Source organism: Streptomyces sp. NBC_01618 (genome assembly GCF_045209435.1).
GTDB lineage: Bacteria > Actinomycetota > Actinomycetes > Streptomycetales > Streptomycetaceae > Streptomyces.
The window spans coordinates 3,931,463-3,955,340 of sequence record NZ_CP109297.1 but is presented as its reverse complement, the minus strand read 5'-3'; the positions used below and the strand labels follow the sequence as shown (position 1 = coordinate 3,955,340).

General features: G+C 67.5%; 21 protein-coding genes and 1 tRNA gene. 12 read left to right on the top strand and 10 right to left on the bottom strand.

Features of this window, described 5'->3' with window-relative positions; all coding sequences use genetic code 11:
• Positions 1-93: 93 nt before the first annotated feature.
• The 8 genes from OH735_RS18490 to rpmH all read right to left on the bottom strand — a co-directional run bounded on the left by OH735_RS18490 (position 94) and on the right by rpmH (position 6,055).
• Positions 94-1,194 (bottom strand): ParB/RepB/Spo0J family partition protein, encoded by a 1,101-nt coding sequence (locus OH735_RS18490; protein ID WP_406382633.1) that lies wholly within the window; start codon positions 1,192-1,194, stop codon positions 94-96.
• Positions 1,191-2,267, bottom strand: a complete 1,077-nt coding sequence (locus OH735_RS18485; protein ID WP_383752465.1) for a ParA family protein — start codon at positions 2,265-2,267, stop codon at positions 1,191-1,193. Before OH735_RS18485 ends, OH735_RS18490 begins: the two co-directional genes overlap by 4 nt.
• A 293-nt stretch (positions 2,268-2,560) precedes the next feature.
• Complete coding sequence (gene rsmG / locus OH735_RS18480) at positions 2,561-3,277, bottom strand: 16S rRNA (guanine(527)-N(7))-methyltransferase RsmG (protein ID WP_406382632.1); 717 nt, start codon at positions 3,275-3,277, stop codon at positions 2,561-2,563.
• 110 nt (positions 3,278-3,387) lie between these two features.
• On the bottom strand, positions 3,388-3,897 hold the full coding sequence (locus tag OH735_RS18475) for a R3H domain-containing nucleic acid-binding protein (RefSeq protein WP_114245516.1): 510 nt from the start codon (positions 3,895-3,897) through the stop codon (positions 3,388-3,390).
• A 14-nt stretch (positions 3,898-3,911) separates the two neighbouring features.
• Positions 3,912-5,168, bottom strand: coding sequence for a membrane protein insertase YidC (gene yidC, locus OH735_RS18470; protein WP_406382631.1), 1,257 nt, complete (start codon positions 5,166-5,168; stop codon positions 3,912-3,914).
• Between the two features lie 3 nt (positions 5,169-5,171).
• The gene (gene yidD / locus OH735_RS18465; protein ID WP_406382630.1) at positions 5,172-5,531 is read right to left on the bottom strand and encodes a membrane protein insertion efficiency factor YidD; all 360 of its coding nucleotides are present in this window, start codon (positions 5,529-5,531) and stop codon (positions 5,172-5,174) included.
• Entirely contained in the window at positions 5,528-5,899 is a 372-nt protein-coding gene (gene rnpA / locus OH735_RS18460; RefSeq protein ID WP_266747316.1) for a ribonuclease P protein component, read from the bottom strand. The genes yidD and rnpA overlap by 4 nt, the downstream gene beginning before the upstream one ends.
• Before the next feature lie 18 nt (positions 5,900-5,917).
• The gene (rpmH, locus tag OH735_RS18455) at positions 5,918-6,055 is read right to left on the bottom strand and encodes a 50S ribosomal protein L34 (RefSeq protein WP_030930485.1); all 138 of its coding nucleotides are present in this window, start codon (positions 6,053-6,055) and stop codon (positions 5,918-5,920) included.
• A 381-nt stretch (positions 6,056-6,436) separates the two neighbouring features.
• Between rpmH and dnaA the strand changes: the two genes are divergently transcribed.
• The 9 genes from dnaA (at position 6,437) to OH735_RS18410 (ending at position 19,241) form a co-directional block, all read left to right on the top strand.
• Positions 6,437-8,245, top strand: coding sequence for a chromosomal replication initiator protein DnaA (dnaA, locus tag OH735_RS18450; RefSeq protein WP_406382629.1), 1,809 nt, complete (start codon positions 6,437-6,439; stop codon positions 8,243-8,245).
• Between the two features lie 999 nt (positions 8,246-9,244).
• On the top strand, positions 9,245-10,375 hold the full coding sequence (dnaN, locus tag OH735_RS18445; RefSeq protein ID WP_406386627.1) for a DNA polymerase III subunit beta: 1,131 nt from the start codon (positions 9,245-9,247) through the stop codon (positions 10,373-10,375).
• A gap of 131 nt (positions 10,376-10,506) precedes the next feature.
• Positions 10,507-11,385, top strand: a complete 879-nt coding sequence (gene gnd, locus OH735_RS18440; RefSeq protein WP_406382628.1) for a phosphogluconate dehydrogenase (NAD(+)-dependent, decarboxylating) — start codon at positions 10,507-10,509, stop codon at positions 11,383-11,385.
• A 147-nt stretch (positions 11,386-11,532) separates the two neighbouring features.
• The gene (gene recF, locus OH735_RS18435) at positions 11,533-12,663 is read left to right on the top strand and encodes a DNA replication/repair protein RecF (RefSeq protein WP_406382627.1); all 1,131 of its coding nucleotides are present in this window, start codon (positions 11,533-11,535) and stop codon (positions 12,661-12,663) included.
• Positions 12,660-13,235 (top strand): DUF721 domain-containing protein, encoded by a 576-nt coding sequence (locus OH735_RS18430; protein WP_406382626.1) that lies wholly within the window; start codon positions 12,660-12,662, stop codon positions 13,233-13,235. The genes recF and OH735_RS18430 overlap by 4 nt, the downstream gene beginning before the upstream one ends.
• Before the next feature lie 401 nt (positions 13,236-13,636).
• Entirely contained in the window at positions 13,637-15,742 is a 2,106-nt protein-coding gene (gyrB, locus tag OH735_RS18425; protein WP_406382625.1) for a DNA topoisomerase (ATP-hydrolyzing) subunit B, read from the top strand.
• Positions 15,743-15,788: 46 nt separating this feature from the next.
• Positions 15,789-18,410: a DNA gyrase subunit A gene (gene gyrA / locus OH735_RS18420; protein WP_406382624.1), complete on the top strand. Its 2,622-nt coding sequence runs from the start codon at positions 15,789-15,791 to the stop codon at positions 18,408-18,410.
• Positions 18,411-18,503: 93 nt separating this feature from the next.
• Positions 18,504-19,097 (top strand): DUF3566 domain-containing protein, encoded by a 594-nt coding sequence (locus tag OH735_RS18415; protein WP_406382623.1) that lies wholly within the window; start codon positions 18,504-18,506, stop codon positions 19,095-19,097.
• Positions 19,098-19,167: 70 nt separating this feature from the next.
• Positions 19,168-19,241: transfer RNA gene (locus OH735_RS18410), tRNA-Ile, on the top strand.
• 222 nt (positions 19,242-19,463) lie between these two features.
• On the opposite strand, the gene OH735_RS18405 is transcribed toward OH735_RS18410, so the two are convergent.
• Entirely contained in the window at positions 19,464-19,835 is a 372-nt protein-coding gene (locus tag OH735_RS18405) for a DUF6344 domain-containing protein (protein ID WP_406382622.1), read from the bottom strand.
• Between the two features lie 307 nt (positions 19,836-20,142).
• Here OH735_RS18405 and OH735_RS18400 point away from each other — a divergent pair, with 307 nt between their 5' ends.
• The 3 genes from OH735_RS18400 (at position 20,143) to OH735_RS18390 (ending at position 22,433) form a co-directional block, all read left to right on the top strand.
• A complete protein-coding gene (locus OH735_RS18400; protein WP_003958712.1) occupies positions 20,143-20,277 on the top strand; it encodes a DLW-39 family protein in 135 nt (44 codons plus the stop codon).
• Positions 20,278-20,703: 426 nt separating this feature from the next.
• Positions 20,704-21,006, top strand: a complete 303-nt coding sequence (locus OH735_RS18395; RefSeq protein ID WP_406382620.1) for a hypothetical protein — start codon at positions 20,704-20,706, stop codon at positions 21,004-21,006.
• Positions 21,006-22,433 (top strand): hypothetical protein, encoded by a 1,428-nt coding sequence (locus OH735_RS18390; protein WP_406382619.1) that lies wholly within the window; start codon positions 21,006-21,008, stop codon positions 22,431-22,433. Before OH735_RS18395 ends, OH735_RS18390 begins: the two co-directional genes overlap by 1 nt.
• A gap of 55 nt (positions 22,434-22,488) precedes the next feature.
• Here the strand turns inward: OH735_RS18390 and OH735_RS18385 are convergent, their stop codons facing one another.
• The gene (locus tag OH735_RS18385) at positions 22,489-23,817 is read right to left on the bottom strand and encodes a protein kinase domain-containing protein (RefSeq protein WP_406382618.1); all 1,329 of its coding nucleotides are present in this window, start codon (positions 23,815-23,817) and stop codon (positions 22,489-22,491) included.
• Positions 23,818-23,878 lie beyond the last annotated feature (61 nt).

Here is a 23,878-nt window from a genome sequence, read left to right as displayed (position 1 = left end):
AGGGATGCAGCCGACACCGAGAGAAAGTAAAGGGCAGGCTGTGTTCCGGTATCCATCGGAACACAGCCTGCCCTAACGCTCATCCGGCAGAGGTCAGCCCTCGTCGTCCCCGGCAGGGTCCTCCGACGGTTCCCGGTCCAGCACCCGCCCCTCGCCTGGTGCCAGACTGCCGAGAATACGGTCCAGATCCTCCATCGACGCGAACTCGACGACGATCTTCCCCTTCTTGTGCCCGAGGTCGACCTTCACCCTGGTCTCGAAGCGGTCCGAGAGCCGGGAAGCGAGATCGGACAGCGCCGGCGACACCCGTCCACCGGCCCGCGGCCCCTTGGCCTTGGCAGGACTCGTCGGCCTGGACTCCATGAGGGTCACGATCTCTTCGACCGCCCGCACCGACAGCCCCTCGGCCACAATGCGATGCGCCAGCCTGTCCTGCTCGTCCGAGTCGTCCACGGACAACAGCGCCCGCGCATGCCCCGCCGACAACACCCCGGCCGCGACCCTGCGCTGCACCGGAGGCGAAAGCCTCAGCAGACGCAGTGTGTTGGACACCTGCGGACGGGAACGCCCGATCCGCAGGGCCAACTGGTCATGCGTGCACTTGAAGTCCTTGAGCAACTGGTCATAGGCGGCCGCCTCCTCCAACGGATTCAGCTGGGCCCGGTGAAGGTTCTCCAGAAGCGCGTCCAGGAGCAGCTTCTCGTCGTCCGTGGCCCGGACGATGGCCGGGATCCGATCCAGACCCGCCTCACGGCAGGCCCTCCAGCGCCGCTCACCCATGATGAGCTCATAGCGCTCCGGACCCGTCTTCCGCACGACAACGGGCTGGAGAAGGCCCACCTCCTTGATGGAGGTGACCAATTCGGCAAGGGCATCCTCGTCGAACACCTCACGGGGCTGACGCGGATTAGGGGTGATGGAGCCGAGAGGAACCTCGGCAAAGTAAGCCCCGGTGGCTCCCACCGATGCTGCGGCCGCCTCGGGCTCCGAAACCGGCGCACTCGGCTCCGGCACAGCCGGAGCGGACGCAAGAGTGGCTACCTTCGCAGCGGCCACCCCCCGCTCTGTCGTCATCACCGGACCCGTCCCGGGAGAGGCCGATCCCACCCCCGTGGACGGCACCTGCTTCTCCTGCGGAGCGGCGGGGATCAGGGCACCTAGCCCACGCCCCAACCCTCTTCGACGCTCACTCACTGGATCCCCTCCGAAATGCTCTGCTGGCTGTTCCCACTGCCCGTGTGGGCATGCTGGGCCTCGTACTGCACCCCGACACCCCGCAACGCGATCTCACGCGCCGCTTCGAGGTACGAAAGCGACCCGCTCGAGCCCGGGTCATAGGTCAGCACGGTCTGCCCGTAGCTCGGTGCCTCCGAAATACGCACCGACCGCGGAATGTTCGTCCGCAGCACCTCCTTGCCGAAGTGACTGCGCACCTCCTCCGCGACCTGCGAAGCGAGCCTGGTCCTGCCGTCATACATGGTGAGCAGAATCGTCGACACATGAAGGTCGGGGTTGAGATGCCCCCGCACCAGGTCCACGTTCCGCAGCAGCTGCCCCAGCCCCTCCAGCGCGTAGTACTCGCACTGAATGGGGATCAACACCTCGGCGCCGGCGACCAGGGCATTGACCGTCAGCAGACCGAGCGAAGGCGGGCAGTCGATCAGAATGTAGTCCAGCGGCTGCTCATACGCCTGGATCGCCCGCTGCAGTCGGCTCTCCCGCGCCACCAGCGACACCAGCTCGATCTCCGCACCGGCGAGATCGATCGTGGCAGGGGCGCAGAAGAGACCTTCGACGTCCGGGACAGGCTGAACCACCTCGGAGAGCGGCCTGCTCTCCACCAGGACGTCATAGATGGAGGGAACTTCGGCATGGTGATCGATACCCAGAGCCGTAGAGGCATTCCCCTGCGGATCGAGGTCCACCACCAGAACACGTGCGCCGTGAAGCGCGAGCGAAGCGGCAAGATTGACCGTCGTGGTCGTCTTGCCCACCCCACCCTTCTGATTGGCCACCACCATGACGCGCGTCCGGTCAGGACGGGGCAGGCCCTCGCCGGCGCGACCTAGGGCCTCGACCGCCAGCTGGGCCGCGCGACCGATGGGTGTGTCATCCATCGGCGGCGGTGTTTCACGTGAAACACCCTCCCCCGCCGATTCGGTTCGGGGACCGGGGACCGGGTCGGTCATCGGTCCCGCGATGTTGGCGTCGGACCGCAAGGATTCACTCTCCTCGACTTCAGGCTCACAATGCACAGAGCCTGCCATGCTTTCGGGGTCGTGAACCAGCGAGGCCCGCTCTTCTGTGGATGAATCCACTTCTGTGGACAACTCCATAGCCCTAACGGGCTTGCGATGCCGCGGCGCGGCAGCCGCACGACCGCGGCTGATGATCCCATGCAGCAGAGAGCGACGTTTCACGTGAAACACGATGCCCCCGCAGCGTAGCTACAGGGGCACGACACTCCGCGTGGGGCACGTACGTCTGCTTACCGGGAGCATCACCGACGGGCGGAACAAACCGTATGTAACGGCCGATTCCGCAACGTGACCGGACCGTGTCAGCGACGGCGCCTCGTACGGCTCGTCCTCGCGGCCTTGGCCCTCTTTGCGGCGAACCTCACACCGCCCGGACTCTCCCCGACCACCACACGCACCACCGTGGACATCGGATCGACGATGCCCTCGCCGACATGCAGCACCTCGGTCTCCACCACACCGAGCTTGCTCAAGGCCGCCCGCGCGCCGACGATCTCCTCCTCGGCGGTGTCCCCCTTGAGCGCCAGCATCTCTCCGTACGGACGCAGCAGCGGAACGCCCCAGCCCGCAAGCCGGTCGAGCGGCGCCACAGCCCGAGCCGTAACGACGTGAACCGGTTGAAGGGTCCCCAGAACCTCCTCGGCCCGACCGCGCACAACCGTCACATGGCTCAGCCCCAGCAGTTCGACGACTTCCTGAAGGAAATTCGTCCGCCGAAGCAAGGGCTCCAGCAAGGTGATCTTGAGGTCCGGACGCACCAGTGCGAGCGGAATACCCGGAAGGCCCGCGCCGGAGCCCACATCGCAAACCGTGACGCCCTTTGGCACGACCTCGGAGAGCACGGCACAGTTCAGCAGATGCCGCTCCCACAACCGCGGCACCTCACGCGGACCGATCAGCCCCCGTTTCACCCCGGCATCCGCCAGCAGTTCCGCGTACCGGACAGCCTCCGGGAAGAACTCGCCGAAAACCGCCCGCGCGCCTTCAGGCGCCTGGGGAAGCTCTACTTCCGCCGTCACGGGAACCGTCCTTCCATACCGCACTACCGCACTGTGGGTGGCTGACTATCAAGGCTGACAAAGATCGGCCCCGCCTGCGAACAGACGGGGCCGACAGAACAAGGGTCCGGTCAGGCCGGGAGAACGACGACGAAGCGCTGCGGCTCCTCGCCCTCGGACTCGCTGCGCAGACCGGCGGCCGCAACCGCATCGTGCACAACCTTGCGTTCGAACGGCGTCATCGGGTCCAGCTTCACCGGCTCACCGGTGCTCTTGACCTCGTCCGCCGCCTTGGCGCCCAGCTCGGCAAGCTCGGCCCGCTTCTTGGCCCGGAACCCCGCGATGTCCAGCATCAGACGACTGCGGTCACCGGTCTCCCGGTGCACAGCAAGCCGCGTCAGCTCCTGGAGCGCCTCCAGCACCTCACCGTCGCGACCCACGAGCTTCTGCAGATCACGCGCCGAGTCACTGATGATCGAGACCGCGGCCCGGTCTGCCTCGACGTCCATGTCGATGTCACCGTCGAGATCGGCGATGTCGAGCAGGCCCTCGAGGTAGTCCGCTGCGATCTCGCCCTCCTGCTCGAGGCGGGTCAAGGTGTCGCTGCCCTCAGCGGCCGTGGAGGTGGTGCCTTCCGTCACGGATGGACTCCTTCTTACTTCTTGGACGGGTGCTTGGGCCGCTGCGGACCCTTGCGCTGTCCGGACTTGGCTTGGCGTGAGGAGCCGGACGCGGGCTTGCCCGCCGGCTTGGGCTCGTCGTCCTGCGATTCGTCCCGCTTGTCCAGGGAGGTCTTGGACTCCGGCTCGGCAGAACCGGTCTCCTTGGCCTGCTGGGCGGCGGTCTGGCGCTGGGCCTTGGTCTGGCGCTTGGGCTGCTGACGCCGCTGCGCGGCTCCGCCCTCGGCCTCGGCAACGGCCGTCTCGCTCTTGATCACCGTGCCGTCCTCCTGGGCGGCGAGGCCCAGCTTGGACAGTCCCGTGATGAACTTCCGCTCGATGTCGTTGCGGTCCGGCCCCTTGGACACGATCCGCTTGACCGTATTGCGCTTCGTCCTGCCACGCACCTCACCGTGAGCGGTGACGCTCTTCAGCAGACGTCCCAGGTACTGGTCCTGCGCCTTGCTGCCCGGGGTCGGGTTCTGGTTGATCACGTACATCTGCTGACCCATGGTCCAGACGTTGGTGGTCAGCCAGTAGACGAGGACACCGACAGGGAAGTTGATGCCCATGACGGCGAAAATCAGCGGGAAGATGTACATCAGCATCTTCTGCTGCTGCATGTACGGCGTCTTGACCGTCAGGTCGACGTTCTTCGTCATCAGCTGGCGCTGGGTGAAGAACTGCGACGCCGACATCATCACGATCATGACCGCGGTGACGACCCGGACGTCGGCCAGAGAGGCGCCGAGAGCGCTGACGTCCGACGCACTGTCCATGAACTTGGCAGCGAGCGGAGCACCGAAGATGTGTGCCTTACGGGCGCTGTCGAGCAGCGGCTGGTCGATGACACCGATCGTCTTGCCCGAGGCGATGGCCGAGAGCACGTGATACAGGGCGAAGAAGAACGGCGACTGCGCCAGGATGGGAAGGCACGAGGAGAGCGGGTTGGTGCCCGTCTCCTTGTACAGCTTCATCATCTCTTCGGACTGACGCTGCTTGTCGCTCTTGTAGCGCTCCTGGATCGCCTTCATCTTCGGCTGGAGCACCTGCATGTTCCGGGTCGACTTGATCTGCTTGACGAAAAGCGGGATCAGACAGATCCGGATCAGGACCACCAGGGACACGATGGACAGGCCCCAGGCCCAGCCCGTGTCATCGCCGAAGATCGCTCCGTACAACGTGTGGAACTGGACGATGACCCATGAGACGGGCCAGGTGATAAAGCTGAACAGACTGGCAATCGTGTCCACTAATCAAGCTCCTTGAGCATTGGGCGAAGTCTCTGCGGCCGGGCTCGGGGGTTCGGAGACCGACCCCCCGGGAGGCGCATCAGCGGCGGAGTCCGCGCCCTTGCCACCGCGTATGGCAGTACGCAGCAGTTCGTGCCAACGCGGACGTTTGCGTGGTGGAACGTGGTCCACGCCACCGGGTGACCACGGATTGCACCGCAGGATGCGCCAAGCCGTCAGCGCAGTTCCCTTGATCGCTCCGTGCCGGTCGATCGCCGTATATCCATAGTGGGAACACGACGGGTAGTAACGGCAGACAGGCCCGAGAAGTGGGCTGATCGTCCACTGGTACAACTTGATGAGAGCCAGCAGCGGGTACTTCATCGCGCGCCCCCTCCCAGCAGCCGCTGAAGAGCGGCATCCAGGTCTCGGGCCAGCTGTTCATGGTCGGCGTCACCCGCTCCGGGCAACGCTCGTACGACAACCAGGCTACCGGGGGGCAGCAGGGCCAGCCGTTCGCGGACCAGGTGGCGAAGCCTGCGCTTCACCGCTGTGCGTACAACCGCTCCACCCACAGCTTTGCTGACAACGAAACCCGCACGCGGCGGGGGAGCACTCTCCCCAGTCACGTGCGGGTCCGTTGCACCGCTGCGTAGATGAACGACGAGTAGCGGGCGGCCGGCCCGGCGTCCTCGACGTACTGCGGTCGCGAAGTCCTCGCGCCGCCTCAGCCGATTCTCGGTAGGCAGCACGTCATGACCTGTAAGCGATCAGGCGGACAGGTTGGCGCGACCCTTGCCACGGCGGGACGCGAGAATCGCGCGGCCGGCACGGGTGCGCATCCGCAGCCGGAAGCCGTGGGTCTTCGCGCGACGACGGTTGTTCGGCTGGAAGGTGCGCTTGCTCACTCGGGGGCTCCAGAAATGACTCGTGTGTTGGCGGGACATCGCCTGGCTGTCACCGTGCGCCCACGAGAGACTCGCGTAAACGCTCTAGTGCACCGCTTCACGATCACAGATCGTGATCTTTGCCCATCGGAGGCAGGCGGCAGCAGCCATCGACAACTCGACCTGGCCACGGTACGCGCGGCCACACCACCGGGTCAAACCGGCTCTACCGCACCCCGCGCTATGCACAGGCTGTGGACAACAACTTGAACCACGCGGGTCGGCCTGACTACCGTGGTTGAACCCCGGTTCTTTTTCTTCCTGCCTGCCGGTCCTCACCCATCCCGAACCATCCCGTCCCGAGAACCACACATTCGTGGGACCAGCGAGAGAGCGTGCCTTGTGGCTGACGTACCTGCCGATCTTGCCGCAGTGTGGCCACGAGTGCTGGAGCAACTCCTCGGGGAGGGCCAGCAGGGCATCGAGCCGAAGGACAAGCAGTGGATCGAGCGCTGCCAGCCGCTCGCACTGGTCGCCGACACGGCGCTGCTCGCCGTCCCCAATGAATGGGGCAAGCGCGTACTGGAAGGCCGGCTCGCGCCGCTCATCAGCGAGACACTGAGCCACGAATGCGGCCGCCCGATCCGCATCGCGATCACCGTCGACGACTCCGCGGGCGAACCTCCGAACCCGCCCGCGACCCCGATGCACCAGTCCCCGCAGCCCCAGCAGCACCGCTACCAGGGACCGCAGCACGACGAGCGCCAGCACAATGACGCGTACGACGGATACGGCCACCGGCCCTCGGACGACGGCATGCCGACCGCCCGGCCCGCCTACCCCGACTACCAGCAGCAGCGCCGCGACCCCGGTGCGTGGCCGCGCACCCAGGAGGACCTCTCCTGGCAGCAGCCCCGGCTCGGCGGATTCCAGGACCGCGACACCTCGGCGGAGCAGTGGCGGGAGCCGTACTCCGGCGGCCGTCCCCAGCAGCCGCAGCACGACTACCGGTCGCAGCCGCCCGAGCGTCAGGGTTACGAGCAGCAGCGCCCCGAGCGCCACGACATGCAGGACCCCCAGGCCCAGCACCGGCAGGGCGTCTCCGGTACCGGACGGCCCGGCGGCGCCACCGGGCCAATGGGCTCACAGCCCGCCCCCACGCCCGGCGCAGGTGAGCCGGCGGCCCGGCTGAATCCGAAGTACCTCTTCGACACGTTCGTCATCGGTGCGTCCAACCGGTTCGCGCACGCCGCGGCGGTCGCGGTCGCCGAAGCACCGGCCAAGGCGTACAACCCGCTCTTCATCTATGGGGAGTCCGGACTCGGCAAGACCCATCTGCTGCACGCCATCGGGCACTACGCGCGCAGCCTCTACCCGGGGACCCGGGTGCGGTACGTGAGCTCCGAGGAGTTCACCAACGAGTTCATCAACTCGATCCGCGACGGCAAGGGCGACACCTTCCGCAAGCGCTACCGCGATGTGGACATCCTGCTGGTCGACGACATCCAGTTCCTGGCGAGCAAGGAGTCGACGCAGGAGGAGTTCTTCCACACCTTCAATACGCTCCACAACGCCAACAAGCAGATCGTGCTGTCCTCGGACCGGCCGCCCAAGCAGTTGGTGACCCTGGAGGACCGGCTGCGGAACCGTTTCGAGTGGGGTCTGACCACCGATGTCCAGCCGCCGGAGCTGGAGACGCGGATCGCGATCCTCCGTAAGAAGGCGGTACAGGAGCAGCTCAACGCCCCGCCGGAGGTACTGGAGTTCATCGCCTCCCGTATCTCCCGGAACATCAGGGAGTTGGAGGGGGCGCTGATCCGGGTCACGGCCTTCGCCAGCCTCAATCGCCAGCCGGTCGATCTCGGGCTGACCGAGCACGTGCTGAAGGATCTGATCCCGGGGGGCGAGGACTCGGCTCCTGAGATCACGGCGACGGCGATCATGGCGGCGACCGCGGACTACTTCGGTCTGACGGTGGACGATCTCTGCGGAACCTCGCGCAGCCGCGTGCTGGTGACAGCCCGCCAGATCGCGATGTACCTCTGCCGGGAGCTGACCGATCTCTCGCTGCCCAAGATCGGGGCGCAGTTCGGCGGCCGCGACCATACGACGGTGATGCACGCGGACCGGAAGATCCGCGCGCTGATGGCGGAGCGACGCTCCATCTACAACCAGGTCACCGAGCTCACCAACCGCATCAAGAACGGCTGACGGGCCGCCGACACGTATACGCCCCGTACGCGCCTGAAGGGCGCCTGTGGAACCTTCACCGGGTTCCGCAGGCGCCCTTCTCCATTGTCAGGAGTCCCGCGCCGGAACCCTTCCGGCCCCCTCCTTCCGGCCCCCTCCGGAACCGCGCGAAACCCGCTCGGCAGACCCTCGATAGCCCCTCGGCAGCCCCTTCGGAGCCGGACTCCGCGGCTCCGGTGTGGTCGCGGTGTTCGAATACATGCCGCCGGGCGTCCGTTCTCCACAGATCTGGGGAGATTTTCCCCTCCACAGCCTGGGGACCCAGAAGTTGTTCCATATTGCTTCCACAGGGGCGACTGCCGATACTCCATCAGGCCAGGTCAAGGGCCTGGGGATTTGTGGTCAACGGTGATCCACAGCCTGTGGACAAAATCTTCGTCCACAGGAAGTCGATGATGTTGTCCACCGGCGGCCCACAGCGCGAGCCGTGTTGTCCCCAGCTTGATCGGGCTTCTCCACATCCCTGTCCACTGTTCGGCAACGCGACGACGCCTTTCACTGTGCCGAGTGAAAGGCGTCACACCGAAAGGGTCGGTTGGGCTGTGGGGAACGTGGGTAAAGCTGGGGACAGCCCTGGGGAGAAACCCCCCTGCCCTGTGTACCGGGTGTGCAGAACTTTCGTCCGTCCACAGAAGCACCGGGTTGTCCACCGGTGCCACCCACAGGGTCGGTGGACAAAAAACTGGGCCTGACCTGCGAAAACGACGTTATCCACCGTTTCCACAGGCCCTACTACTACTGCCACCTATAGTTAGCCCGGAATCCGCTTCGAAGTGGGGCCTGTGCACAACTCGAGGCCGGGGCGCTCCGAGCCTCTTGTCGCGACTTGACCCCGAGCAGCACCGAGTGTCGGTGCCGTACGTCAGACTGGTCCCCGGCGTCCCCCGCTTCATCGGCGGGAAACGCGATCGGACGACGAAGGCCAGCAGGGCGAGCGAGCAACAGCAGGAGGCGGTTCCGGTGAAGATCCGGGTGGAGCGCGATGTACTCGCGGAGGCTGTGGCCTGGGTGGCCCGTAGCCTCCCGGCCCGTCCGCCGGCGCCCGTTCTTGCGGGCCTTCTGCTGAAGGCTGAGGACGGCGCCCTCAGCTTCTCCAGCTTCGACTACGAGGTCTCGGCCCGGGTCTCGGTGGACGCGGAGGTCGAGGAGGACGGCACGGTGCTCGTCTCCGGCCGGCTGCTCGCCGACATCTGTCGCGCCCTTCCCAATCGCCCGGTGGAGATTTCCACAGACGGTGTACGGGCGACCGTGGTCTGCGGCTCCTCCCGGTTCACACTCCACACCCTTCCTGTGGAGGAGTACCCGGCGCTGCCCGAGATGCCGACCGCGACCGGCACGGTCCCCGGTGAGGTCTTCGCCTCGGCCGCCGCCCAGGTCGCCATCGCCGCAGGCCGTGACGACACGCTGCCGGTCCTGACCGGTGTGCGGATCGAGATCGAGGGCGGGACCGTCACCCTGGCCTCCACCGACCGCTACCGCTTCGCGGTCCGCGAGTTCCTCTGGAAGCCGGAGAACCCGGACGCGTCGGCTGTCGCCCTGGTGCCCGCCAAGACCCTGCTGGACACCGCCAAGGCTTTGACCAGCGGTGACACGGTGACGCTGGCGCTGTCCGGCTCGGGTGCCGGTGAGGGCCTGATCGGTTTCGAGGGAGCGGGTCGGCGTACGACCACGCGGCTGCTCGAAGGCGATCTGCCGAAGTACCGCACCCTGTTTCCCACCGAGTTCAACTCGGTCGCGGTCATCGAGACCGCTCCGTTCGTCGAGGCCGTCAAGCGTGTGGCTCTCGTTGCCGAGCGGAACACTCCGGTGCGGCTCAGCTTCGAGCAGGGTGTGCTGATCCTGGAGGCGGGTTCCAGCGACGACGCACAGGCTGTGGAGCGGGTCGACGCGGTGCTGGAGGGCGACGACATCTCGATCGCGTTCAACCCGACCTTCCTGCTGGACGGGCTGAGCGCGATCGACTCCCCGGTCGCCCAGCTTTCCTTTACGACGTCCACCAAGCCCGCGCTGCTCAGCGGCCGCCCGGCCGTGGACGCCGAGGCGGACGAGGCGTACAAGTACCTGATCATGCCGGTCCGCCTTTCCGGCTGATCCGGCCATCGGTCCCGCATCGACAGCTTCCGACGGGCACGCTCGGCGCCGAGCATGCCCGTCGATCTGTCCCCGGCCGGGCGTAGGCTCGGCCTTGGGTACGAATCGGCACAACGCTTAAGGAATCTCTGATGGAGCTCGGTCTCGTCGGCCTCGGCAAGATGGGCGGCAACATGCGCGAGCGCATCCGCCGCGCAGGCCACACCGTCATCGGTTACGACCGCAACCCGGACGTCTCCGATGTCCACAGCCTCGAAGAGCTCGTGGGCAAGCTGAAGGGCCCCCGGGTCGTCTGGGTGATGGTGCCGGCCGGCGCCCCGACCCAGGCCACCATCGACGAGCTGGCCGGTCTCCTCTCGCCCGGCGACATCGTCGTGGACGGCGGGAATTCCCGCTGGACGGACGACGAGAAGCACGCGGTCGAGCTGGGCATCAAGGGCATCGGCTTCGTGGACTGCGGTGTCTCCGGCGGTGTCTGGGGCCTGGAGAACGGCTACGCGCTGATGTACGGCGGCGCCGCCGAGAACGTGGCGAAGGTCCAGCCGGTCTTCGACGCGCTGAAGCCCGAGGGCGATTTCGGTTCCGTCCACGCGGGCAAGGTCGGCGCCGGCCACTTCGCGAAGATGGTCCACAACGGCATCGAGTACGCCATGATGCAGGCCTACGCCGAGGGCTGGGAACTGCTGGAGAAGGTCGACTCCGTCACCGATGTGCGCGAGGTCTTCCGCTCGTGGCAGGAGGGCACGGTCATCCGTTCCTGGCTGCTCGACCTGGCGGTCAACGCGCTGGACGACGACGAGCACCTCGACAAGCTCCGTGGTTTCGCCGCCGACTCGGGTGAGGGCCGCTGGACGGTGGAGGCCGCGATCGACAACGCGGTGCCGCTGCCCGCGATCACGGCGTCGCTCTTCGCGCGTTTCGCTTCGCGTCAGGACGACTCCCCGCAGATGAAGATGATCGCCGCGCTGCGCAACCAGTTCGGTGGCCACGCGGTCGAGAACAAGAAGTAGAGAAGCAAGAAGCAGGTCAACAAGAGCAAGAAGTTGATCGACAAGAAGCGGAACACGAAGTAACCGCAACGGGGTGCGGGCCGGGCCGTCAGGTCCGACCCGCACCACGGAGCACGGAGCAGGAAGCCGGGAAGGTCGGCGTACACCATGCATGTCACGCATCTCTCGCTGGCCGACTTCCGCTCGTACGCCCGGGTCGAGGTACCTCTCGATCCGGGCGTCACCGCTTTCGTGGGGGCCAACGGGCAGGGCAAGACGAATCTGGTGGAGGCTGTCGGCTACCTCGCGACGCTCGGCAGCCATCGGGTCTCCTCCGACGCGCCGCTGGTGCGGATGGGGGCGGACCGGGCTGTCGTCCGGGCCGCTGTCACACAGGGCGAGCGTTCGCAGCTGATAGAGCTGGAGCTCAATCCGGGGAAGGCCAATCGGGCCCGGATCAATAGATCGTCGCAGGTCAGGCCGCGTGATGTGCTGGGGATCGTACGTACGGTGCTGTTCGCGCCGGAGGATCTGGCGCTGGTCAAGGGGGACCCCGGGGAGCGTCGGCGTTTTCTCGACGAGCTGATCACGGCGCGTTCGCCGCGGATGGCGGGGGTGCGTTCGGACTACGAGCGGGTGCTGAAGCAGCGCAACACCTTGCTGAAGTCGGCGGCGATGGCGCGCAGGCACGGTGGCCGCTCGATGGATCTGTCCACGCTCGATGTGTGGGACCAGCATCTGGGCCGGGTGGGCGCGGAGCTGCTGGCGCAGCGGCTGGACCTGATTGCCGCGTTGCAGCCGTTGGCCGACAAGGCGTACGGGGATGTGGCGCCGGGGGGTGGTCCGGTGGCGTTGGAGTACCGGAGTTCGGTCGGTGCGGGGGTGGATTCGGCGCGTACGCGTGAGGAGTTGTACGAGCAGCTGATCGCGGCCCTGGCGGAGGTGCGTAAGCAGGAGATCGAGCGGGGTGTGACGTTGGTCGGTCCGCACCGTGATGATCTGCTGCTGGGGCTGCGGGGCATGCCGGCCAAGGGGTACGCGAGCCATGGTGAGTCCTGGTCGTACGCGTTGGCGCTGCGGCTGGCTTCGTACGATCTGCTGCGCAGCGAGGGCAATGAGCCGGTGCTGGTGCTGGACGATGTCTTCGCGGAGCTGGATGCACGTCGTCGTGAGCGGTTGGCGGAGTTGGTGGCTTCGGGTGAGCAGGTGCTGGTGACGGCTGCGGTGGACGACGACGTTCCGGGGGTTCTGGCGGGGGCGCGTTACGCGGTGTCCGCGGGTGAGGTGGAGCGGCTGTGAGCGGTCGTGGTGAGGTGTCCGGGCCCGCCGGGGCTCCTGGGGAGCCGTTGCAGGGGAAGCAGCCGGAGCCGTCGGGGGTGGATCTGGCGCGGGTGGCGTTGCGTGCGGCGAAGGAGCAGGCGCGGGCGCGTGGTGCCGCGGCGCAGCAGAAGAAGCAGGCCAGGCGGGGTGGTGGGCTGCGTTCGGGGGCGCGGGCGGATGGGCGGGATCCGTTGCCGTTGGGTGCCGCGATCAATCGTCTGATCACTGAGCGTGGCTGGGAGACGCCGGCGGCGGTGGGCGGGGTGATGGGGCGTTGGCCGCAGATCGTGGGTGAAGATCTGGCGAATCACTGTGTGCCGTTGCGGTACGACGAGGATCCGGACGAGCGGGTGCTGACGGTGCAGTGCGATTCGACGGCGTGGGCGACGCAGCTGCGGTTGCTGGCGCCGCAGCTGGTGGCCCGGCTGAATGCGGATCTGGGGCACGGCACGGTGCGGTTGATCAAGGTGTTGGGGCCCGGGGGTCCGCAGCGCAGGTTCGGTCCGCTCCGGGCGCCGGGGAGCACCGGTCCTGGCGATACGTATGGCTGAGGGTGTCTGAGCTGGGGTTTTTCGCGTCCCTGAGGGATGTGGGGGTGTGTTCGGGAGGCGGCCGGGGTGCTGTGCCGTCTTCTCAGTGGCGCTGTCCGTCGCGCCCGGGTTGTACGGGTATGCGGTGGTTGAAGCCGTACGGGGGGAGTGGGGCGTCCCTCACGGTAGCGAAAGGTTGACAGGCCGAAGCGCTCAATGCCCGCGTGGGGCTCTTGGGAGCCCTTCCTGAATATGGGGAGTCGTCAGGCGCTCATCCAGGGCGGCACATGCGTACTCAGGTACCGGCAAACCCCCATTCGTGTCGGCGCTACCGGTAGACTGGTGCACAATCCCGCAACTTGCGGGAGTCGTCGATACAAGCCGAACGACGCAGCCGCTCCCGCTTGCCCGGAGAACGGCCTGTGCTGTGCCAGAAAGGGCGCTTCGTGGCCGATTCCGGCAACCCCAACGAGAACATTCCGTCCACACCCGGTGAGAGCGGCGAGGTCACAGCCTCGGGCGAGGCACCCGCGTCCGGCGAGGTCAGCTCCTCGTACGACGCGAGTGCGATCACCGTCCTCGAGGGCTTGGACGCGGTCCGCAAGCGGCCTGGCATGTACATCGGCTCGACCGGTGAGCGAGGCCTCCACCACCTCGTACAAGAGGTTGTCGACAACTCGGTCGACGAGGCGATGGCCGGGCACGCGGACACGATCGACGTCACGATCCTCGCCGACGGCGGGGTCCGCGTGATCGACAACGGCCGAGGCATCCCGGTCGGCATCGTGCCGTCGGAGAAGAAGCCGGCGGTCGAGGTCGTGCTGACGGTCCTGCACGCCGGCGGTAAGTTCGGCGGTGGCGGTTATGCCGTCTCCGGTGGTCTGCACGGTGTCGGTGTCTCCGTGGTGAACGCGCTGTCGTCGCGTCTCTCCGTCGAGGTCCGGACGGACGGATACCGCTGGACCCAGGACTACAAGCTCGGTGTGCCCACCGCTCCGCTGGCCCGCAACGAGGCCACCGACGAGACGGGGACGTCCGTCACCTTCTGGGCCGACGGGGACATCTTCGAGACGACCGAGTACTCCTTCGAGACCCTGTCGCGCCGCTTCCAGGAGATGGCGTTCCTCAACAAGGGTCTGACGATCAAGCTCACCGACGAGCGCGAGTCGGCGAAGGCGACGCTGGGCGCGGAGGTCGCCGAGGTGGCCGAGGTCGCCGAGGCGGAGCAGGCCCGCACGGTCACGTACCACTACGAGGGCGGCATCGTCGACTTCGTGAAGTACCTGAACTCCCGCAAGGGCGATGTCATTCACCAGTCGGTGATCGACATCGAGGCCGAGGACAAGGAGCGCCTCCTCTCGGCCGAGATCGCCATGCAGTGGAACACGCAGTACAGCGAGGGTGTGTACTCCTTCGCCAATACGATCCACACGCATGAGGGCGGTACGCACGAGGAGGGTTTCCGTGCGGCGCTGACGACGCTGGTCAACAAGTACGCGCGGGACAAGAAGCTGCTGCGCGAGAAGGACGACAACCTCACCGGTGACGACATCCGTGAGGGTCTGACGGCGATCATCTCGGTGAAGCTGGGTGAGCCGCAGTTCGAGGGTCAGACGAAGACCAAGCTGGGCAACACGGAGGCGAAGACCTTCGTCCAGAAGGTGGTCCACGAGCACCTCACGGACTGGTTCGACCGCAATCCGAACGAGGCGGCCGACATCATCCGCAAGGGCATCGCGGCGGCCACGGCCCGTGTCGCGGCCCGCAAGGCGCGTGATCTGACCCGTCGTAAGGGGCTGCTGGAGAGCGCCTCGCTGCCGGGCAAGCTGAGCGACTGCCAGTCCAACGACCCGACGAAGTGCGAGATCTTCATCGTCGAGGGTGACTCCGCCGGTGGTTCGGCGAAGTCCGGCCGTAATCCGATGTACCAGGCGATCCTGCCGATCCGCGGCAAGATCCTGAACGTCGAGAAGGCCCGGGTCGACAAGATCCTGCAGAACACCGAGGTCCAGGCGCTGATCTCGGCCTTCGGTACCGGTGTCCACGAGGACTTCGACATCGAGAAGCTCCGCTATCACAAGATCATTCTGATGGCGGACGCCGACGTCGACGGTCAGCACATCAACACCCTGCTGCTGACGTTCCTCTTCCGCTTCATGCGTCCGCTGGTCGAGGCCGGGCACGTGTACCTCTCCCGCCCCCCGCTGTACAAGATCAAGTGGGGCCGGGACGACTTCGAGTACGCGTACTCGGACCGGGAGCGCGACGCCCTGGTGGAGCTGGGCAAGCAGAACGGCAAGCGGATCAGGGAAGACTCGATCCAGCGCTTCAAGGGTCTCGGCGAGATGAACGCCGAGGAACTGCGCGTCACCACGATGGACGTCGACCACCGGGTCCTCGGCCAGGTCACGCTGGACGACGCGGCGCAGGCCGACGACCTCTTCTCGGTGCTGATGGGCGAGGACGTCGAGGCGCGGCGCTCGTTCATCCAGCGCAACGCCAAGGACGTCCGCTTCCTCGACATCTGAGTCGGCCGTACCAGCAAGCCGCCGCTCGAAAGGACTTTGACCAGCAATGGCCGACGAGAACACCCCTGTGACACCTGAAGAGGAGCCCGCCGCCGGCGTGGGCATGCGCGTCGAGCCCGTGGGGCTCGAGACGGAGATGCAGCGCTCCTACCTCGACTACGCGATGTCCGTGATCGTCTCGCGTGCGCTGCCGGACGTGCGGGACGGTCTCAAGCCCGTCCACCGCCGGGTGCTGTACGCGATGTACGACGGCGGTTACCGGCCCGAGAAGGGCTTCTACAAGTGTGCCCGTGTCGTCGGTGACGTCATGGGTACGTACCACCCGCACGGCGACTCGTCGATCTACGACGCACTGGTGCGACTGGCGCAGCCGTGGTCGATGCGGATGCCGCTGGTGGACTCCAACGGCAACTTCGGTTCTCCGGGCAACGACCCTGCCGCCGCCATGCGGTACACCGAGTGCAAGATGATGCCGCTGTCCATGGAGATGGTCCGGGACATCGACGAGGGGACCGTCGATTTCCAGGACAACTACGACGGCCGCAACCAGGAGCCGACGGTCCTGCCGGCGCGTTTCCCGAACCTGCTGGTCAACGGTTCCGCCGGGATCGCGGTCGGTATGGCGACCAACATTCCGCCGCACAACCTGCGTGAGGTCGCGGAGGGTGCGCAGTGGTATCTGGAGCACCCGGAGGCCTCGCACGAGGAGCTCCTGGACGCGCTGATCGAGCGGATCAAGGGTCCGGACTTCCCGACGGGCGCGCTCGTCGTGGGCCGCAAGGGCATCGAGGAGGCGTACCGCACCGGCCGCGGCTCGATCACGATGCGTGCGGTCGTCGCGGTCGAGGAGATCCAGAACCGGCAGTGCCTGGTCGTGACGGAGCTTCCGTACCAGACCAACCCGGACAACCTGGCGCAGAAGATCGCCGACCTGGTGAAGGACGGCAAGATCGGCGGGATCGCGGACGTCCGTGACGAGACCTCGTCGCGTACGGGCCAGCGCCTGGTGGTCGTGCTGAAGCGGGACGCGGTCGCCAAGGTCGTGCTGAACAACCTGTACAAGCACACCGATCTGCAGACCAACTTCGGCGCCAACATGCTGGCGCTGGTCGACGGTGTGCCGCGGACCCTGTCGATCGACGCGTTCATCCGGCACTGGGTGACGCACCAGATCGAGGTCATCGTCCGGCGTACGAAGTTCCGTCTGCGCAAGGCGGAGGAGCGGGCGCACATTCTGCGTGGTCTGCTCAAGGCGCTGGACGCGATCGACGAGGTCATCGCCCTCATCCGGCGCAGCCAGACGGTCGATGTGGCGCGCGAGGGCCTGATGGGCCTGCTGGAGATCGACGAGATCCAGGCGAACGCGATCCTGGAGATGCAGCTGCGCCGGCTGGCCGCGCTGGAGCACCAGAAGATCACGGCCGAGCACGACGAGCTCCAGGCGAAGATCAACGAGTACAACGCGATCCTGGTGTCGCCGGAGCGGCAGCGGCAGATCGTCAGCGAGGAACTGGCGGCGATCGTCGAGAAGTTCGGCGACGACCGGCGTTCCAAGCTGGTGCCCTTCGAGGGCGACATGTCCATCGAGGACCTGATCGCCGAGGAGGACATCGTCGTCACGATCTCGCGCGGCGGCTATGTGAAGCGTACGAAGACGGACGACTACCGCTCGCAGAAGCGCGGCGGCAAGGGCGTGCGCGGTACGAAGCTCAAGGAAGACGACATCGTCGACCACTTCTTCGTGTCGACGACGCACCACTGGCTGTTGTTCTTCACGAACAAGGGCCGGGTGTACCGGGCGAAGGCGTACGAGCTCCCGGACGCCGGCCGTGACGCCCGTGGTCAGCACGTCGCCAACCTGCTGGCCTTCCAGCCGGACGAGCGGATCGCCCAGATCCTGGCGATCCGTGACTACGAGGCCGCGCCGTATCTGATCCTGGCCACGCAGGGCGGCCTCGTGAAGAAGACCGCGCTGAAGGACTACGACTCACCGCGTTCCGGCGGTGTCATCGCGATCAACCTGCGGGAGACGGCGGACGGCTCCGACGACGAGTTGATCGGTGCGGAGTTGGTGTCGGCCGAGGACGATCTGCTGCTCATCAGCAAGAAGGCCCAGTCGATCAGGTTCACTGCGACGGACGATGCGCTGCGCCCCATGGGCCGTGCCACGTCGGGTGTCAAGGGCATGAGTTTCCGCGAAGGCGACGAACTGCTCTCGATGAATGTTGTCCGGCCGGGTACGTTCGTGTTCACTGCCACCGACGGCGGGTACGCGAAGCGGACTCCCGTCGACGAGTACCGGGTTCAGGGTCGTGGTGGCCTGGGCATCAAGGCCGCCAAGATCGTGGAGGACCGGGGCTCGCTGGTCGGTGCGCTGGTGGTCGAGGAGACGGATGAGATCCTCGCCATCACGCTCGGCGGTGGTGTGATTCGTACGCGAGTCAATGAAGTCAGGGAGACGGGCCGTGACACCATGGGCGTCCAACTGATCAATCTGGGCAAGCGCGATGCCGTCGTAGGTATCGCCCGCAACGCCGAAGCCGGTCGTGAGGCCGAAGAGGTCGAGGGGTCCGAGGACGCCGAGGCCACGGCGGCGGGTGCTGCCGAGAGCACGGTCGAGGGCAATGTCGAAGGCACCTCGCCTTCGGCCGGGGAGCACGAGGAGTAGAGCGTGAGTGGAGCCACGGGCGCCGGTTCGGCCGCTTCCGGAGCTGGAGCGAACGGTGCCCGTGGCCCTGCCACGGACTCCCAAGGGGGCACTGTGACGGACACCCGGGGGCCTCAGCCCCAGTACGAGGGCTACGCGACCGGGCCGTTGCCCGGTGAGCGCGAGCCCGCAGCGGGGCAGGCGAGCGGGCCGTACCACCCGCCGCAGGCGTACCCCTCGCCCGCGGGCGGGACCCAGGGCACGCAGGGCCCTGCGCAGGGCGTCGGCGCCGCGCAGGCGGCCCGGCGGCCGCGGACGGGGGCGCGGACGACTCCGCGTACCCGCAAGGCGCGTCTGCGGGTGGCCAAGGCCGACCCGTGGTCGGTGATGAAGGTGAGCTTCCTGCTCTCCATCGCGCTCGGCATCTGCACGGTGGTGGCGGCGGCGGTGCTGTGGATGGTGATGGACGCGATGGGCGTCTTCGAGACCGTGGGCGGCACGATCAGCGAGGCCACCGGTTCGAACGACAGCGGCGGCTTCGATCTTCAGTCGTTCCTGTCGCTTCCGCGGGTCCTCATCTTCACCTCGGTCATCGCGGTGATCGACGTGGTGCTGGCGACCGCGCTGGCGACGCTGGGCTCCTTCATCTACAACCTGTCGGCGGGCTTCGTGGGCGGCGTCGAGCTCACGCTGGCCGAGGACGAGTAGGGCGCGGAGTATCGATTTTGGGACTGGCCCCGACGTGCGCTAATCTTCAGAAGTCAGCGCGCAGCGCGGCGGGGCTATAGCTCAGTTGGTTAGAGCGCATCCCTGATAAGGATGAGGCCACAGGTTCAAATCCTGTTAGCCCCACAGTGACAACAGAAGGCCCGGTATCTCCTCGGAGACACCGGGCCTTCTGCGTGTGGTGGGTACGGTGCGCGCCTGGTGCTGGTGCTGGTGCTGGTGCTGGTGCGGGGTTCGGGTGCGTGGGGTGTGGGGTGCGCCGGGGTCGGGCGGGGCGTGGGGCGTACGAAGGAGCCCCCGGCCGGTGTGAACCGGTGCCGGGGGCTCTGTACGTCAGTTGTGCGGCTCTCATGGGGGGAATAGGGACGCGTCCTTCGCCGGGGCTCCGTGGGTGGCGTGGGCGGTGTTCCTGGATTCCGTGGCGTCCGTCGTGTCCGTGGACAGTTGGCTGGCGGCGGGTGAGGAGCCGTGTGCCTCGGCGCGGATGCGCTGCTTCATCGTGGGTGGCAGCGCCCTGTCACGCGGAAGGGTCCAGCGGACCGACGGAGTGGTCGCGGTTGCCGCGGTCGCACCCGTGTGCTCCTGGTTCGTGGTGGTCGGCTCCGGGGCGTTCTGCTCCGTGGCCGCCGCCGGGGTGCTCATGAGCCCCAGTGCGGCGAGGAGGGCGAAGAAGGCGGTGATGAAGGCGGTCCAGATGTTCTTGGCCTTGAAGGTGCTCATGGCCCCTCGCTTTCGGGTGGTCCGGTTTGCTTACCTTTCCGATGATGTGGATGTGGCCCTGGATTTCGCGGACCGACGCCGCGGATCCGCCGATCTTCAGATGAACACCACTCGTCTGGTGCAACCGGACTCGACGGACTTGCGAGAGGCGGCCGGCGCGGGCGTGGTCTACGCCGGGAGCGATTCCCGGGTGATCGCTTTTCCCTGGGCGCCAATTGGGCCGCAGGCAGGTCACCGATCGATATCGGCCGGTGTGTATAGTCGGGCGGCAGAAGTCCCCTACGCCAAGGAAAGACGAGGTCGCGCGGTGAAGAAGCTTCTCCTGGTCGCACTGGCCGCCATCGGCGGGCTCCTCGTGTACCGCCAGATCCAGGCGGATCGCGCCGAGCAGGATCTGTGGACGGAGGCGACCGACTCCGTGCCCGCAGGTTCGGGTGTGTGAGACAGAACAGCCTGATTGCGGGCCCCGGTCGCTGAGCGGCCGGGGCTTCGTGCTGTTGCGGGACCGTGACACCCGTGCTCTTGAGTTCGCTTGCGCAAATCAATGAGTTGCGGGAGCAAAAGTGTCGGCTTTTTCGGTCGGGGGGCACGCGTGAGGACACGGGATCACTGCCGCCGCGCTGCGGTTGCGGGCGCAGGGATCGGCGGGGCGCTGCTCGCCCTGGTGGCGGGGACGATGCCGGCCGCGGCGGCCTACCCGGCGCTTCGCGGGAGACGGGCGCCGGTCAGGGCGGCAGCCTGGTCATGGTGCTCGACTCGTCCGGCTCCATGGCGGACGACGACGGTACGGGGCGCACCCGGATGGAGAGTGCCCGTACGGCCGTCGGCGCCGTCGTCGACAACCTCCCCGACAGGTATCCGAATCTCGGTGACGCTGGGGGCGGGGGCCGCCGAGATCGCGGAGAACGCGCGGATCGGGGTGGTGCTGCGGGTGTCGGTGCTCGGTGACGAGGTGGCCGGCCCCGAGCACCATGCCGCTGCCGCGACCAAGAAGGCGGACAAGAGGGGCAATTCGAGCGGCGTCGGAGACAGCAGTGGTACGGGCGGGGCAGGATGGACCGGCATTGCGGCCGTTGCCGGGGCGGGCGCCGTGGTGGTGGTGATCGCGGGGCTCGTGTTCGTGCGCGGGCGTCGCGGGCGCGCCGCACAGACGACGAGGGGAAGCGCGTGATGAGGCAGCGCAACAGGGGCCGGGCGGCGCTGGCCGCCGTCGCGGCGATGTGCGCGGTGGCGGCGCTGCCGGGGCAGGCGTACGCGGCCGGGGAGGACACCGCGTACACCTTCAATCCCGGGGCGAAGACGGTCAGCGGCGCGGAGGTCAGCGCCGAGGCGTCGGCGCTCACGCCCGGATCGGTCTACAAGAGCTCGATCGAGCGCGGCGAGAAGCTCTACTACCGCCTGAACCTCGACGCGAAGACGGACGCGTACGTCTCGGTGGTGGCCGTGCCCAGGGACGGCGGCCAGGTCGCCTACGGTGACGGCATCAAGGTCAGCATCAGGGACAGCACGGACCTGCAGTGCAGTTCGCAGGACGCCCGGTTCGAGTCGGCGGAGTTCCCGCGTCCAATCGCGGCGTACGCCTACCGGAACGTGAAGAAGGGCAGCAGCACCTGTCAGGAAGCGGGCACGTACAACGTCCTGATCGAGCGGGAGAGCAAGGCGACCTCGTCGCCCGGCGAGTGGGACCTGGAGCTGCGCTACGAGTCGGAACCGCGGCTGAAATCGGCCGGTTCGATGCCGACCGAGGCACCGGAGAACTGGCCGTCGGCCTCCCCGGAGCCGCCCACCGCCACCCCGCAGAAGCGGTCGGGCGGCACCAGCTACAACAACGCGATCAGCCTGGACACGGGCGAGTGGCACGACGACATCGCGCCGGGGCAGACCCGCTTCTACCAGGTGCCGGTGGACTGGGGCCAGCAGATCTTCGTCACCGCCGACCTGAGCAACAACAACGCTTCCAACGAGTACATCGGCAACGCTCTCGCGATGTCCCTGGACAATCCGGCCCACGGCCACGTCGACGACGTGAGCCCGCTGTCGTACTCCGGCAAGCCCGCGTCCGTATCGCTGGATCCGCTGCCTCCGGTGGCGTACGAGAACCGTTACGACTCCACCAGCAGCGTCAGCGCCATGCGGTTCGCCGGCTGGTACTACCTGTCGGTGACGCTCAGCCCGAAGATCGCGAACTCGTACGGTGACCAGGCGATTCCGCTGATCCTCAAGATCAAGGTGGAGGGGAAGGCGCAGACGTCGCCGTACGCGGGCGGCGCGGGGATCTTCTCGGTCACGCAGGACGACAGGGACATGGCCAAGAGCGGCCGGAGCGGTCCCGAGGCGGCCAGGAGCAACACGATGAGGGCGGTCGGTGTGGCCGGGATCAGCGCGGGTGCCGTGCTGGTGCTCGGGCTCGGCGTGTGGACGCTGCTGGCACGGCGCCGCGCGGTGGCCGCCCCGATGGGTCCGGCGGCCGTGGCGGGGCCGCAGGCCATGGCGGCTGCGATGGGGCCGACGGTTGTGCCCGGTTCGAACGGTCCGGCAGCGGGTGGACCGGGCGGGGGCGGACAGCCGCCTTACGGAGGACCGCCGCAGGCCTGGTAGCCGGGGCCGGAACCGCTGCCGCATACGGCGGGCTGGGTTCCGGCCGACGGCGCACTCAGCTCTGGGTCAGCGCCCAGACACCCACGGCGAAACAGATCAGCGCCACCAGCAGGACCGGGACCGCCACCTTCGGGGGCGGTCCCGGCCGCTTCCGCGGCACCTGCGCGGCAAATCCTGATCCCGGAGCGGGCACCTGCGGCTGCCCGGCGGTGTACGCCCGGGTGAGAGCCGGCTCGTGGTGCACCGGGGCGGTGGGGGCCTGCGAGGGATCGGGCGCGTGCGTGGCGAACGGTGCGGCCGCGTGCGCCGGGAGCGGAGTGGAAGGTGTGGCCTGCTGGGGCAGCGGTGTGGGCTGCTGCGGAGGCGGCGGAAGGTGGAAGCTGCCCGTCTCCGACATCGGGACCGGAGGCGGGGTGTAGGGCTGCTGCACGGGGTGCTGAGCCGCGGGGCCGGGGGGCACGGGCGGTATGGGGTGCGCGTCCTGCACGGCCGTTCTGGGGGCCGTGACCGGTCCGTCGGGTCCGAAGCCGGCGGGCAGCGGCCCGAGTTGGTCGAAGACCTCCACCGGCTCGTCGTCGGTGCCGGGCTCGGGCAGCATGTCGACCGCGGCCGTCAGTGCCTTGCGCGCGCCCGTGGCCGTACGGAACCTGGCCTGGGGATCCGGCTGCAGCAGCCCCGCCAGGACCTGCCACAGCGGCTCGGGAATCCCCTCCGGGGCGCCGGGAGTTCCGTACGCGGCGAAGTGCTCGACGATGGCCTGCGCGTCCGGCTTCTTGCCCTGCAGCAGATACAGCGCCACCAGGCCGACCGCGAACAGGTCCGCGGGGAAGTCGGGCTCCGCGCCCATCATCTGCTCGGGCGCGAAGTAACCCGGTGTTCCCACCACGTAGTTGGTCTCGGTGAGGCGCGGCTCGCCCTTGCGCATGGAGATGCCGAAGTCGGACAGCCGCAGATGCGGCCGCCCGGTGCCGGTGGCCTCCATCAGGATGTTGGCGGGTTTGATGTCCCGGTGCACGACGCCCTCCGCATGCACCGTCGACAGCCCGGACAGCAGCTGGTCGAGCAGCGTGCAGACGAAACGAGGGGGCAACGGCCCGTAGTCGCCGATGACATGGGCCAGCGAACCGCCGCTCACCAGATCCATGGTGAACAGGACCTTGTCGTCGTCCGCGGCCCAGCTGGCCGGGGCGAGGACATGCGGATGCTCGATCCGCAGCGCCTGCTCGCGGACGAAGCGCAGCAGCGTGTGCGCGTCGCTCTGCTGGAGGACCTTGGCCGCCACATAGCGGCGGCGCCGGTGGTCCCAGGCGCGCCAGACGGCGCCGACCCCACCACGTCCGATCGGATCGATCAGTTCGTACCGACCGGCGAAGACCTCACCCATTGCGCTGCGCCTGCTCCCAGTTCCTGTTCCGGCTCGTGCCCGGTTCTCGGGGGTAGTGCCC

Bases quoted from the DNA above. Each gene is read 5' to 3' on its own strand.
- OH735_RS18485 (WP_383752465.1), bottom strand. From the start codon at position 2,267: ATGGCAGGCTCTGTGCATTGTGAGCCTGAAGTCGAGGAGAGTGAATCC.
- yidD (WP_406382630.1), bottom strand. From the start codon at position 5,531: ATGAAGTACCCGCTGCTGGCTCTCATCAAGTTGTACCAGTGGACGATC.
- gnd (WP_406382628.1), top strand. From the start codon at position 10,507: ATGGAGCTCGGTCTCGTCGGCCTCGGCAAGATGGGCGGCAACATGCGC.
- recF (WP_406382627.1), top strand. From the start codon at position 11,533: ATGCATGTCACGCATCTCTCGCTGGCCGACTTCCGCTCGTACGCCCGG.
- gyrA (WP_406382624.1), top strand. From the start codon at position 15,789: ATGGCCGACGAGAACACCCCTGTGACACCTGAAGAGGAGCCCGCCGCC.
- OH735_RS18405 (WP_406382622.1), bottom strand. From the start codon at position 19,835: ATGAGCACCTTCAAGGCCAAGAACATCTGGACCGCCTTCATCACCGCC.
- OH735_RS18390 (WP_406382619.1), top strand. From the start codon at position 21,006: ATGAGGCAGCGCAACAGGGGCCGGGCGGCGCTGGCCGCCGTCGCGGCG.
- OH735_RS18385 (WP_406382618.1), bottom strand. From the start codon at position 23,817: ATGGGTGAGGTCTTCGCCGGTCGGTACGAACTGATCGATCCGATCGGA.